Source organism: Gluconobacter frateurii (assembly GCF_002723955.1).
GTDB lineage: Bacteria > Pseudomonadota > Alphaproteobacteria > Acetobacterales > Acetobacteraceae > Gluconobacter > Gluconobacter frateurii.
Window position 1 is genome coordinate 220,756 of record NZ_BEWN01000001.1, and the last position, 12,755, is coordinate 233,510.

Sequence of the window (12,755 nt, forward strand, 5' to 3'; positions counted from 1 at the left end):
GAGGCTCCCGTGAGGAGCCTCATGCATGCTTGAACTCAGTCGTCGCCTGAGTCTTCATCGGCATCTGGACCGACCATCAGAGCATCGGCTACGACCCCTGCATCAGAACGAATGCGGCGTTCGATCTCGTTCGACATTTCCGGATGCTCCCGCAGGAACTGCTTGGCGTTTTCACGGCCCTGTCCAATGCGCTGGCTGTCAAAGGAGAACCATGCGCCGGATTTCTCGACGATGTTGGCTTTTACGCCCAGATCAAGCAGTTCGCCCATCTTGCTGATGCCTTCGCCATACATGATGTCGAACTCAACCTGACGGAACGGCGGCGCCATCTTGTTCTTGACGACCTTCACGCGCGTCTGGTTGCCGACGACTTCATCCTTGTCCTTGATGGACCCGATACGGCGAATATCAAGCCGGATGGAAGAGTAGAATTTCAGCGCATTGCCGCCCGTCGTTGTTTCCGGGTTGCCGAACATCACGCCAATTTTCATGCGGATCTGGTTCAGGAAGATGACCAGCGTATTCGAGCGGGACACGGTGCCTGTCAGCTTGCGGAGTGCCTGGCTCATGAGACGTGCATGCAGGCCAACATGGCTGTCGCCCATATCTCCTTCCAGTTCCGCACGCGGAACCAGAGCAGCAACGGAATCCACAACCAGGACGTCTACCGCCCCAGAGCGGACCAGCGTATCGCAAATTTCCAGTGCTTGCTCACCGGCATCTGGCTGGCTCAGAAGGAGTTCGTCGATGTTGACGCCGAGCTTGCGGGCATAGCCGGGATCAAGCGCGTGTTCGGCGTCAATGAATGCAACTGTTCCGCCCTTTTTCTGGGCCTCTGCCAGAACATGCAGGGCGAGTGTCGTCTTGCCGGAGCTTTCCGGGCCATAAATTTCGACGATACGCCCGCGTGGCATGCCACCGATACCTAAGGCAATATCAAGCCCAAGAGAACCGGTGGAAATGACGTCGGCCTGTTCTTTCGGACGCTGGCCCATTCGCATGATGGACCCTTTGCCGAATGCGCGCTCGATCTGGCTGAGTGCGCCCTCAAGCGCCTTGGTCTTGTCCATTCAATCCTCGTAATCGCTCATGGCTGGCAGATAGGAACACGATAGACCGCACCACACCTGCCGCATAGGGCAGATTTCATTCTGTAAGAGCGTCATGTTCACAAATGTTCTGGTCTGCATATTATGATCCAGTGCATTTTCGCCAAGAGGGAAAGACCAGAAATAAGATTCTTTTTTATTGTATCGGGGCCCTCCGGCTTCCGGGCCTTTTGAGCTTCCAGACATACGCAATGATTGCTGCGACCACTTTGAAATGTTCAGCTGGAATTTCGCTGTCCAGTGGAAGAGGAAAGAGCGCGCGCGCCAGAGGGGGATTGGCTACGACCGGGACCCGGTGATCCTGCGCTGTCTCTCGAATGCGAGCGGCCATGTCATCCATTCCTTTGGCAACAATCTTTGGAGCGCTGGAGCCACCTTTTTCGTACACAAGTGCGACGGAATAGTGCGTCGGGTTCGTAACAACGACGGTTGCGGTTTTCACAGCTTCCATCATGCGTTGCTTGGCGCGTTTTGCTCGCAAGGCTTTGAGGCGGCCTTTGACGTGTGGATCACCCTCGGTATTGCGATACTCTTCCTTGAGTTCCTCGCGGCTCATTTTCAGCTTGGCCGTATGGCGAAAGCGCATCCAGAAGATGTCGCCGCCGGCAATTACGAGTTGAGCCAGTGCCATGCTGACGGCTCCGCTGAGGCCCAGATGAGCAATCTTCGTCAGGATGGCGCTTGTCGTAAGGCCTGTCATGCTGCGGGCATCGGGGATGACGCCCTTGGCGAGGTGCCAGAGGACCGTCGTGAAAATGAGCAGTTTGACAAGGGCCTTGAAAGTGTCCGGGAGGGTGCCCCCGCCCAAAATTCTTGTCAGGCCGGCCATGGGTGAAACGCGGGACATTTTAGGCAACAGGGAAGCCGGATGAACCAGAAATCCTGTTTGCAGAAATCCAGCCGTCAAGGTCAGTGCTGTAACAAGACCTGCGATCGGAATAACCAGTTTTAGCCCGGCAATGACGGAGTGTTCCGTTGCGGCCAGAAGGCCATCCTGGACCATTGAAACCGTTCCGGCATTGGCCATCAGGCCTTGCATGCTTCGGACGAAATCCCGAACAAGGAATGGCAGCACCGTAAAGACGCCCAGTATGCCGCCCAACAGAACGATGAAACTCATGGCTTCTCGGGATAGAACAATCTGGCCGTCGTCCCGGGCTTTCTGAAGCCTTTGTTGGGACGGGGCTTCTGTTCTGTCTTCTGCGTCTGCCATGGCCTACAGGCCCGGTAATGCACGAAGCACATCAAAGGCCTGTCCCTGCCAGACTGCAAGCATGGCCTGTAGCGTCAGCCCCAGCAGCGCAATGCCTCCCAGCATCTGGAGAGGATTGGCTGCGTTGTAGATCTGCAGCGTAGGAAGCAGGCGCGTCATGATGCCCAGCATCATTTCCCAGATAAGGGAAAGGATGAGAAAGGGCGCGCTGAGTTCCAGCCCAAGGGCAAATGCCTTGCCGGTCATCTGAATGACGCTATGCGCAGCGTCTCCGAGAATAGGCCAATGAGCAATGGCCATCTGTCCCAGAAGAGCGCCGCCCGGGGGGATAAGGCCGTAGCTGCCAATTACGGCTCTTATGGGAAAAATATAGGCCCCCGTGACGAGCAGCATCAGAGGGGCGAGCAGGTTCATGAATCTTGCCGGAGCTGAACTGCCAGAGCCAAGATCAGGGTCGGGCTGGAGAACGCTGGAAATCCCGATAAACATGGCGATCATCTGGCCTGCGATAGGAAGCGCCATAGTGATGAGCCGTGCCAGCCAGCCGATCAGGACACCCGCAAAGAGTTCAACTGCAATCATGCCGCCCAACCCCAAAGGCCCCAGAGCATCAAGCCTGCCCATATTAAGCAGAGGGGCGACGAGAGGCAGGACCAGTAAGGTCAGCGTCAGGGCAATTCCAGCCCGGACTACCATCGGCAAAGACTGTTCGCCCAGCCCCGGCATGACCATGACAGTCGCACCTGTGCGACAGAGCACGAGCAGGAAAGCAAGCGCCCATTCCGTCAGCGCAGGTCCTGCAAGATCTGTCGGCAGGAACGATGGCGTCACGTGGTGCCGACCAGAATGAGCTGATCGAACAGGTGGCGCGTGAAGGTGAGGAGCGTTGCTGTCATGAACGAGCCTGCCATCATCATGACAGCGCCAATAGCAATGACCTTTGGGACGAAAGACAGCGTGCTTTCATTGAGCTGCGTAACCGCCTGCACAAGAGAGACAAGCAATCCAACCACAAGAGCTGTGAGCAGGGCAGGTGCGCTCAACTTGAGGGCGACGATGAACGTCTGCTCAAGAATGGCGCCGAGATCGATCGCCTGCATGGCTCAGATCGTCATTTTCATGACGTCCTGATACGCCTGCACCATCCGGTCCCGAATGACGGTTGACGTCTGGAGTGCGAGTTGTGCGTTGGAAACGGCTGTGACAATCTGGGTCATGTCTCCGCCGCCGTTCAGGCCTGCGGCCGACAGGGCTTCCGCATCATGGCCCGTGGCAATGACGCTATTGACTGCCTGGGACATGACAGAGCCAAAATCATTGCCGGATGTTCCGTCGGGAACATCGTCCGTCACGCCTGTTTGAAGGCTGTTCTGCAGGCTCTGAGCGTAGGCACTATGGGCCTGGGAAAGGGATGTGATCATGGATTACTTCAGAAGATCGAGAGTGCGCGACAGCATGGTGCGCGAGCTCTGCATCGTATTGAGGTTGGCTTCGTAGGAGCGTTCCGCTTCGCGCATGTCCATCATCTCCACCATGGAATCCACGTTGGAAACTTTCACGTAACCTTGCGCATTTGCCGCTGGATGTGATGGATCATATTTGGTCTGGAAGTCTGACATGTCCTGGCCGATGTCATGAACATCAACGGATGAGACGCCTGTGTCGTCGTCAACATGCTCGGCGAAGGTGATCGTCTTGCGACGATAGGGATCTGCGCCGGGCGTTGAGCCGGTCGTGTCCTGATTGGCAAGGTTTTCAGCAACGATACGAAGGCGCTGGGCCTGCGCATCCATGCCGCTCGCCGAGATGCCAATGGTATTCGAGAGGTTCATGTGTCAGGGCGCCTTACTTACCAAGAACCGTCTGGAACATGCTCATGTATTTTCCATAGATATTGACTGCGAGGTGCTGCTGATCGTTGACGTCAGCCACCTGTTCCATCTGCTGATCGAGAGAAATCTGGTTTCCATCCAGCGAACTTTCAGAATCTACTTCCCGCACGGATGTATCAGAGGCGCTGATCCCGAAATGACCGGGTTGTGTCGCAACCGGGGTGATGTCGAACTGGCCTAAAGCCGCTTCAAAGGGAGAGACATCTTTGGGTTTGTAATCGGGGGTATCTGCATTGGCGATGTTGCCTGCCAGAACCTGTTGACGGGCCTGTAGCCAGTTCAGTCGGTCCTGACCCAAGGCAAACAGGTTTGTTCCACTGGCTGAGGTGGTGTCCGTGTTGCGCATTGGTGCAGTTTTCCTCTCTGCGGTGCCGGTAGCGGCTCGACAGAACGGAGCATGCAGGAAACACCATTAATAAATGGTTGATGGCGGTCCCGATTCTGAGATTTTGGGCATCGGTGCGACCGTGATTTGAGAAAGAATGACGCGGTATTAGGCGTCTATTAATCTTTGGTCGGCATCATTCCTTTCATAAATGAAGGAAACCCGATGCCATGACTCTGCATGACGGTCTGACTGCCTGTTCGGCGCTGATGTTTGTAATCGTGCTGCTTGTCTGCCTCAAGCCTCTGTTGAAGCTCGTCTCGCCACAGCGGAGTGGCCAGAAAGGCGAGAGTGCGGCTCTGTCTCTGGTCGGGCAGATGGCTCTGGATCGAACACGGCGTCTTTCGGTTGTGCGATATGGTAGCCGTGAAGTTCTGGTTTTAACGGGCGGAAGTCAGGATGTTCTGCTGGAATGGCGGAATGAAGGAGCGGTATTTGCTGCTGCTTTGGAGGACGCTTCGTGAGACGCTGGGTCCTTCTTCTTATTCTGACGCTCCCTTGTCTTTTTCCACATCTGGCGCATGCACAGGCGGTGAGTATTGATCTAGGGCAGTCTGGCGGGGCTGGAACGACCAGCCGCCTGGTCCAGCTCAGTGCGCTCATCACCGTTCTGTCCCTTGCGCCCAGTCTGCTGGTCATGGTCACGGCTTTTACGCGGATTGTGATTGTCCTGTCGCTGCTACGAAGTGCACTCGGTGCGCAAGGTACGCCACCGAATACGGTTCTGATCGGGTTGGCTCTCTTCCTGACGCTCTTCGTGATGCAGCCGACACTTCAGAAATCCTGGGATACCGGTGTGGCTCCGATGATGGCGGGTCAGGTCGGGGAAATGGAGGGGCTGAGCAAAGCCGCACAGCCGTTTCATGATTTCATGGCTGCGACGGCACGACCCGCCGATATTTCAACTTTTCTGAATATTGCTCATGAAAAGCCACCGGAAAAGCTCGTGGACACACCCTGGCGTGTGTTGGTTCCAGCCTTCATGATCGGTGAGCTGCGGCGCGGTTTTGAAATGGGATTTCTGTTGTATCTGCCATTTCTGGTCATCGATCTCGTTGTATCGAGTGTTCTGATGAGCCTTGGCATGATGATGCTCCCCCCCAGTACCGTGTCCCTGCCGTTCAAACTGATCTTTTTTGTGATCGTGGACGGCTGGTCACTTGTGGCGGGGAGCCTGGTGCGAAGTTTTACCGGGTGATGTTAGTTCGTGGTGCCAGCAGAGAGGCCAGCGCCACGCGGGTCGGTATTACCGCGGCAGGCGCTCCCACTTGTGCAGGTGACAGCATTGACGCGCCCTGCACCGGAATGGGCAATTTCTGTTCCCTGAGCGACTGCACGTGCAGCATCACCGACGGCATCAGCTGCATCATTCTGCCCGGATGCTGCAATTGCTGCGCGTAGACCACGACGATCACGCAGGATGGCAGCCGCCAGAAGAGGGCGCGGTGTAGAAGCCGGAGAGGCTCCCAGAACAATCCCGGTATTGCCAGCGATACGGCCAGTTCCGAACAGATTGTTCTCGCTTAGACTACAGGCAACGGCCATGCCATTGCGATCCGTCACGACGAAAGATGTGGAAGCCGGTAGGGAAGGAAGAGAGCCGCCACCGCTCTTGCCACTATCCAGTGCGGCCTGTGCTGCTGCAATATCTGTGGCACCGGACGCACGCCAGGACGCAACCGCACCTTGAGCTGACGCACCCGTTGTATAGCGAATAGCCGCTCCAAGGCCACCATCAGCAGGAGGGGCAAGGAAGGCTGCCGTAAGACCATTGGCCTGCGTTGTCAGGGCAACGGTCTGCACAGGAAGCGTCTTGCGCAGATCGTCATCATTGAGGCGACCCCCAGCTTTCTGCGCGGCCGTTACATAAACATCTGCAAGGGCACCGTTATAGAGGTCGCCCACGCCCGCAGACCGTACACGTTCCAGAAAGCCCGCGAGGCGCTGCTGGATCAGGCTGTCGCCTGCTGTGACCGTGCCGGATTCACCGCGTCCGAAGATGGCCTGAGCATTCTCATCGGCAAGAAGAGCCGTGCGGACGACTGACAGATCCGACGCCAGGGCGCGGCTGACCGTAACGCCGTTGCTGGCAAGGTTCATCGCCGGTGCAATCAGGTCATTGAACTCAACAGATCCATACTGGTGCTGGATCAGATAAAGGCCGCGCAGCATGGCTGGTGTGGAGGCTGGTCGGTCTCCGCCCGCGCTCGTACCGGGAAGAGGCAGAAAGCTGACGCTTTCCGCCGGGGCATTCGGACGGGAAACGATGCAGGCCCCCCCGCCGCCAAAAGAAGCACGGGACGGAAGTGTGACACCCAGAGCGATGGCCGTCGCGACGGCGGCATCGGCGGCATTGCCGCTGCGTGCCAGAACGTCATGTCCAACCAGTGCAGCCTGGGGCTCGTCAGCGACCACTGTCCCGATGCTTCCGGTCAGGGCAGGAGCCGTGGCGGGACCGACGAGAGAGTTGATACCTGGAATGCTGGAACACGCAGACAGGAGAAGTCCCGAGGCTACCGAAGCCAGAAGGATCGAGGCACGGCCTGTTTTGAAAGTGCCGTGGATGGAAATCTGGTTTCGACGGTGCGCCACCTGGCGTTTCTCCACTATCTGGTCTTGGGTCCGGCAAGTGAGCTGTCCCAAGGAGGAAGCAGGACTCACATTCAGTTTTTTCCAGTCATAACGGCAATCGCGCTCTTGTGGGAGAGGTCTTGGCTGCTTCTCTTTGTGACAGTCTTTCTTTAATGGCGGGCTCCCGTTACGGTGCCCGGACTTCTGCCAATCCGGAGCTTCCCGTGAAACATCGCCTGTTCGCAACGGCCTTTGCCGCTTTTTCCATGTTTTCCCTTGCCGGGAACGTGGCGGGAGCCGCGCCAGCAAGCCAGTCGGAGGCTTTCACGCCTGCCCAGCGTGCTGAGGTGGTTCAGATCCTTCGGCAGGCACTCAAAGAAGATCCGTCCATCCTGACGGATGCGATTAGCTCTCTTCGGGAAAAGGCAGAACGCCAAAAACAGGATTCGGCACTCGAGGCGATACGCGCCCATCTGCACGATCTGCAAGCAGCGCCGGATTACGCCGTACGGGGCAATCCGAAAGGCAAGATCACGGTTGTGGAATTCTACGATCCGCGTTGTTCCTATTGCCGCTCGATGATCCCTGAAGTGGACCAGTTTCTGGCCCGTCATCCGGACGTCAGGCTGGTTGAGAAGGTTATCCCTGTTCTGGGGAGCGGGAGTGTTCTGGATACGCGTGCGATCTTTGCGGCCAGCACACAGGGAAAATACGGCGTGATGCGGCAGGCTCTGATGGAAGATACGACAAAGCCGACCATGGAGCGGATCATGGAGCTGGCCAAGGCGAACGGGTTAGATGTTGAGCGACTGAAGGCTGATATGAGCTCGGCAGCGACTGTTGCGCTTATTACGACCAATCTGGATCAGGGGCGCGCCATTGGTCTTGATGGAACGCCCACCTTCATTTTTGGGTCTGCAGCCGTCGCGCCGGGTGCCCTGAGTGCTGAACAGATGGATGCATTTCTGGAGCAGGCTCGGAAGTCCTGATGGTGTTGTTTGATCTGAACTCGCCGCACCTCTGAAATTATACCTATGACAGGTATTGAGAGCTCTGATTTTCCTGAATGGCGGGTTTTTTTTAAACATAATCTGTGTAATTTTCTATTTTCCACTTCAGGTTGTTGCCTTTGGCAGGGACCTGAAAATTTTGTTGAAACAAAATGCTCCCCTGGTACGGCCCTGATGGCAGACAGAAAAATACGCGAAGCAGGGAGCGACTTCGCATTGGATCAATCTTCCAACCCTGAAGATCTCCAAGAAAAACAGACGTTTTCTGATGTGGGAGAGAAGGGACCGCATTCTGCCCACCTCTACTTTGTGCGGCGTCTTCTCAGTTTTCTGATGTACCGATCAGGTCGGATGGTGGCTCAGTCTCTTAATCTCGGTCACCCGCGTGTCCCGGTGCATTTGCAACCTGCATTTGATTATTCGCGCCTGAGGGTGTTAGCGCTTCTTCTCCCATTCTTTCTTTTCGCTCAGTTCCTCAGTGCGCCTGTGGTTGCGGTCTGTCTTTGGTCGGTAGACCTCTGGGCTGCTCTCATGATCGTGGTTCTAGTGGACGGTCTTGTAGGCTTCTGGACCATATCCAAATGGTCTTTTCTCAGCAGTTTTTACGAGTGTCCGATTAGAAGCTGGTTTGCCGGGACAGCGGCTTCGCCGGTTGAAAATATTCAATACGCCTGGACATATCCTCAGATAGCCCGATCGCTCAGACTGCTGAATGGCGCGCTGGGTGTGATCTGGGGCTGGTTTCTGGTTTGCGTTTTCCATCTACCGAGTGAGAAAGCTCATATTCTTGCAGTGATTGTCTGCACTGGGCTTTTTGCGCCGTTATTGTTGTGTTCGGTTGTAAGGGGAGCCGTAGAGGCACTGGCACTTCCTGTCGTGGCGGCAGCCTGCTTGGTCATGGCGCAGCATTTCTACGGTGTGCTGGCGTTTCTGACTCTTTCGCTCTTTTTGGAAATGACCGTCTGCGGCTTGTTCGTGATCGGCGTCAGCGGGTTAGGCCGTTATCTGCTGCAGCGGCTTTTGAAGGATCGCCTTGAGCAGCGGGAGCGAAACGAGATCGTGAGCATGATGACTCGAGGGTCTGACAGCCATATCGGTGACTGGATATGGAAAACAGACGCGAACGGCTGCATTCAGACCCCTTCCGATGGTTTTTGCCTTCTTCTGAAGCAATCAGCTGAAGAGGTAGCCGGCCTCACGCTGGCGGATCTTCTGGCGTTGCCTGCTATCGAGCCGGGTAGACCTCTTCCCTGGACTGACGGACAACCCCTGTCAGCGTCCATGCATCTGGCGCATTGCCTTGCCAATAGACTGGCATTCAGGGATTTGTGTATTCCGGTTAAGCTTGGAGGAGAAACGGTCTGGTGGCTCATGACCGGACATCCGGTTTTCAGTCAATGTGTATTTCAGGGATATCGCGGGATCGGAGCCAATGTAACGGAGCAGCGAACTGCAAGATCCGCGTATGCCGAACGCATCCGACACGATGAGTTAACTGGCCTTCCAAACCGCCTAGCGTTCTGCGAGCAACTGCAAAACACGTTGCTTGAAAAGGTTGCCTTCCCTCGTCTCTGTGCGCTGCTGGTTCTGTCACTGGACAATTTTTTTTGTGATGGGGTGGAGACGCATGACGAAGCTCTTCGGAATGTATTTTTGTCTGAAGTAGGTGTACGCCTCAGACAGTTCGGGCAGAAAAAGCCTGGGGTTGCGGCCCGTTATGGCAATGTAGAATTTGCTTTTTTCCCAGTTGTGCAGGATCCGCTCTCTTCAGGGGTGGAAGATGCGAAAGCGCTTGCTCTTGAACTGATGACGTTGCTTGAAAAACCTACCGTTCTGCATGACGGAGTGGTTCTTTCCGCCCGGGCTTCTGTTGGGATCGCTCCGGCATCCTGCAAGGGGCAAAGTCTTGAGACCCTGCTGGAAGCGGTCGATATGGCCCTTCATGACGCGAGAGAAAAAATCCAGGACCGCTATTCGTTTTACGAACGCCTTACACTGGAAGATGAAGAGCGCCAGCGTTATCTGCTTCAGGATGTAAGACGGGCTGTCCAGGAGCGGGCTTTTTCTCTTGTGTACCAACCGATTGTTGACGCCCAGACAGGGGCTATCAGCGGGTTTGAGGCGCTGTCACGCTGGAGTGGTTCCCGCCACGGGCCTCTCTCCATTGAACGGGTCATCAGTTTGATCGAGGTCTCCGGGCGGGGAAACGAGTTCGATTTCTGGGTTCTGGAAACCGCCTGTGAGGCCGCAGGGAAATGGCCATCCCATCTTTGGGTGGCAGTCAACATGATGGCATCCCAGTTTTCTCAGCCCAACGTAGCAGAACGAATTTTGACCACTTTGTCACGTGCTGGCCTAGACCCCAGACGCTTGCAGATCGAAGTGACGGAAACTCTGGATCTGCAGCCTGAACCTGTCGTTTATCATGCGTTTCAGTTGCTGGACCGACAAGGCGTCAGGCTGGTGCTGGATGATTTTGGGACAGGCTTTGCAGCACTGAGCTATCTGCGCCTGTTTCCTTTCTCCAAGATCAAGCTTGATACCATTTTCGTGCAGGATCTGTTTCAGGACTCCCGGAGCGCGGCCATTGTACGGAACGCTATAGAACTTGCTGTGGATCTGGGTATCGCTGTGACGGCAGAAGGGGTATCGTCCCTGGAGCATTACCGCTTTCTGCAGACACAGGGATGCAATGAGGTGCAGGGTTATTTCCTTGGCCGTCCATGTCCCGCTGAAGATCTTGTCTGGGATCCGCTTCCACTGTCCTCTTTCGCACAGGTTTGACGTCAGCGTCTTGAAAGGCCTGACGGGCAAGGTCTCATGCGTTTATGTAAGGTATGATGAAACAGCTTTTTCTGTCTGCGTCTGACGGGGGTTCTGTCTGGCTGTCTAGGCACCATGCAGCGGGCCGTCCGGCTTTGATGGGTATCTTGAATGTCACCCCGGATTCATTTTCGGATGGAGGTCGTTTCCAGTCGCCGGAGACAGCGCTCGCCCATGCCCGGGAAATGTTGGCGGACGGCGCAGATATTGTGGATATCGGTGCGGAATCCACCAGGCCGGGGTTTCGATTAGTACCCGCCGATGAAGAATGGGCCCGGCTCGAACCCGTCATCAATAGGCTCGCTCCAGAAGGACTGGCTCTCTCGGTCGATACAACGAAAGCCGTTGTTGCCCGCAAGGCTTTGCAAAGTGGCGTGCGGCTTATCAACGATGTGTGGGGCTTCCATGCCGATCCGGACATGCCCTTTGTTATTGCAGACAGCGAAGCTCACGCGGTTGTAATGCATAACCGGCATGAAGTGGATGATCAGCTTGACGTGCTGGCAGACTGGCGGCGCTTTTTCGATCATTCTCTGGAGTATGCCGAGAAAGCAGGCATCCACAGAAATCGTCTTATTCTGGATCCCGGCGTTGGGTTTGGAAAAACCCAGGACCAGAATGTTCAGGCTATTGCTGCTCTTGGGACACTAAAGCGCGAGTATGGACTTCCGGTCCTGCTGGGGCTTTCCCGGAAATCCCTGTTTGGACATCTCCTAGGGCGACCGATAGACGATCGTCTGGCCGGCACTCTGGCCGCTAATCTCGTCGGAGCGGATCTGGGCGCGGATATTCTGCGAGTTCATGACATTCGTGAGCATGCTGACGCGCTCTCGATCCGCCGTATTCTTAAGGAGAACGCATGATTTCGGCTCCCCTGACATCTGTTTTTGTGCGGGATCTGTGCCTGTTTGGCTATCATGGGGTTCTGCCGGAAGAGAACCGTGTCGGGCAGCGGTTCATCATTGATATTGAGATCCGGGCTGATCTGTCAGGTGCAATCGCAGACGATGATTACATGCAGGCCGTCTGTTACGGGACGCTTTGCGATATTGCGGCGCAGATTGTCACCGGAAAGCCGATGGGGCTCATAGAAGCTCTGGCAGGACGTATTGCTGATGAAATCCTGGGGCGTCTGGATCGCGTAGAAGTTGTGCTTGTGACCGTTCACAAGCCCTCTGCACCAGTGCCTTATCCGGTATCCGAAACAGCGACGATTGTGACGCGTCACAGGGTTCATGACGTGGCGTTCTCTCTGGGGGCCAATCTGGGAAAGCGCGAAGTTACCCTGCATGCAGCGCTGGATCGCTTGTCTATGGAAGAAGGGCTGGAGATCACGGATGTATCTTCCTTTTATGACAGTGCTCCTTGGGGCGGGGTCGATCAGCCTTCCTTCGTCAATCTGTGCGCTATAGGCCGTACGACCCTCGCACCGCATGCTCTACTCAGGCTCTGCAAGACCATCGAGGGAGAGCTCGGGCGGGTTCCGGGCCTGCGATGGGGCGCCCGGACAGTAGATATTGATCTCCTGTATTATGATGACCGCAGCCTGTCGGATCGTATCCTGACGGTGCCTCACAGGCATCTGTTTGACAGGGCTTTTGTGCTGGAGCCGCTTGCTGAAATAGCGGCGGACCGTGTCATCGGTGGACGTCGGGTGGCGGACGCGCTAGCAGTCCTGCCTCGCACCAGCGAAGATGTGACCCGGCGTGACCCGGATTGCACCGCGTCGGGGAACGAAGGAGCCTGAAACCC

14 protein-coding genes are annotated in these 12,755 nt (G+C 56.0%); 6 read left to right on the forward strand and 8 right to left on the reverse strand.

Features of this window, described 5'->3' with window-relative positions:
• Positions 1-35 precede the first annotated feature (35 nt).
• The 7 genes from recA to GFR01_RS00925 form a co-directional block, all read right to left on the reverse strand.
• On the reverse strand, positions 36-1,070 hold the full coding sequence (gene recA / locus GFR01_RS00895) for a recombinase RecA (protein WP_063904428.1): 1,035 nt from the start codon (positions 1,068-1,070) through the stop codon (positions 36-38).
• A 175-nt stretch (positions 1,071-1,245) separates the two neighbouring features.
• The gene (locus GFR01_RS00900) at positions 1,246-2,322 is read right to left on the reverse strand and encodes an EscU/YscU/HrcU family type III secretion system export apparatus switch protein (RefSeq protein ID WP_099180926.1); all 1,077 of its coding nucleotides are present in this window, start codon (positions 2,320-2,322) and stop codon (positions 1,246-1,248) included.
• 3 nt (positions 2,323-2,325) lie between these two features.
• Complete coding sequence (locus GFR01_RS00905) at positions 2,326-3,153, reverse strand: flagellar biosynthetic protein FliR (RefSeq protein WP_099180927.1); 828 nt, start codon at positions 3,151-3,153, stop codon at positions 2,326-2,328.
• Entirely contained in the window at positions 3,150-3,422 is a 273-nt protein-coding gene (locus GFR01_RS00910; RefSeq protein ID WP_007284585.1) for a flagellar biosynthetic protein FliQ, read from the reverse strand. Before GFR01_RS00910 ends, GFR01_RS00905 begins: the two co-directional genes overlap by 4 nt.
• A 3-nt stretch (positions 3,423-3,425) precedes the next feature.
• Positions 3,426-3,743: a flagellar hook-basal body complex protein FliE gene (locus GFR01_RS00915; RefSeq protein ID WP_099180928.1), complete on the reverse strand. Its 318-nt coding sequence runs from the start codon at positions 3,741-3,743 to the stop codon at positions 3,426-3,428.
• Between the two features lie 3 nt (positions 3,744-3,746).
• Positions 3,747-4,154 carry a flagellar basal body rod protein FlgC gene (flgC, locus tag GFR01_RS00920; protein ID WP_099180929.1) on the reverse strand — a complete coding sequence of 136 codons (408 nt, stop codon included), beginning with the start codon at positions 4,152-4,154 and terminating at the stop codon, positions 3,747-3,749.
• A 13-nt stretch (positions 4,155-4,167) separates the two neighbouring features.
• A complete protein-coding gene (locus GFR01_RS00925) occupies positions 4,168-4,560 on the reverse strand; it encodes a flagellar basal body rod protein FlgB (protein ID WP_063904424.1) in 393 nt (130 codons plus the stop codon).
• Positions 4,561-4,769: 209 nt separating this feature from the next.
• On the opposite strand from GFR01_RS00925, the gene GFR01_RS00930 reads away from it, so the two are divergent.
• Positions 4,770-5,063, forward strand: coding sequence for a flagellar biosynthetic protein FliO (locus tag GFR01_RS00930; protein ID WP_063904423.1), 294 nt, complete (start codon positions 4,770-4,772; stop codon positions 5,061-5,063).
• A complete protein-coding gene (gene fliP / locus GFR01_RS00935; protein ID WP_063904422.1) occupies positions 5,060-5,797 on the forward strand; it encodes a flagellar type III secretion system pore protein FliP in 738 nt (245 codons plus the stop codon). Before GFR01_RS00930 ends, fliP begins: the two co-directional genes overlap by 4 nt.
• Positions 5,798-5,799: 2 nt before the next feature.
• On the opposite strand, the gene GFR01_RS00940 is transcribed toward fliP, so the two are convergent.
• Entirely contained in the window at positions 5,800-7,191 is a 1,392-nt protein-coding gene (locus tag GFR01_RS00940; protein WP_240283182.1) for a gamma-glutamyltransferase, read from the reverse strand.
• A 152-nt stretch (positions 7,192-7,343) separates the two neighbouring features.
• Between GFR01_RS00940 and GFR01_RS00945 the strand changes: the two genes are divergently transcribed.
• From GFR01_RS00945 to folK, 4 genes are all read left to right on the forward strand, one after another.
• Positions 7,344-8,159 (forward strand): DsbA family protein, encoded by an 816-nt coding sequence (locus tag GFR01_RS00945; protein ID WP_099180931.1) that lies wholly within the window; start codon positions 7,344-7,346, stop codon positions 8,157-8,159.
• A 552-nt stretch (positions 8,160-8,711) separates the two neighbouring features.
• The gene (locus tag GFR01_RS00950) at positions 8,712-10,964 is read left to right on the forward strand and encodes a putative bifunctional diguanylate cyclase/phosphodiesterase (protein WP_244902094.1); all 2,253 of its coding nucleotides are present in this window, start codon (positions 8,712-8,714) and stop codon (positions 10,962-10,964) included.
• 56 nt (positions 10,965-11,020) lie between these two features.
• Entirely contained in the window at positions 11,021-11,866 is an 846-nt protein-coding gene (gene folP / locus GFR01_RS00955) for a dihydropteroate synthase (protein WP_099181574.1), read from the forward strand.
• Positions 11,863-12,750: a 2-amino-4-hydroxy-6-hydroxymethyldihydropteridine diphosphokinase gene (gene folK, locus GFR01_RS00960; RefSeq protein WP_099180932.1), complete on the forward strand. Its 888-nt coding sequence runs from the start codon at positions 11,863-11,865 to the stop codon at positions 12,748-12,750. Before folP ends, folK begins: the two co-directional genes overlap by 4 nt.
• Positions 12,751-12,755 lie beyond the last annotated feature (5 nt).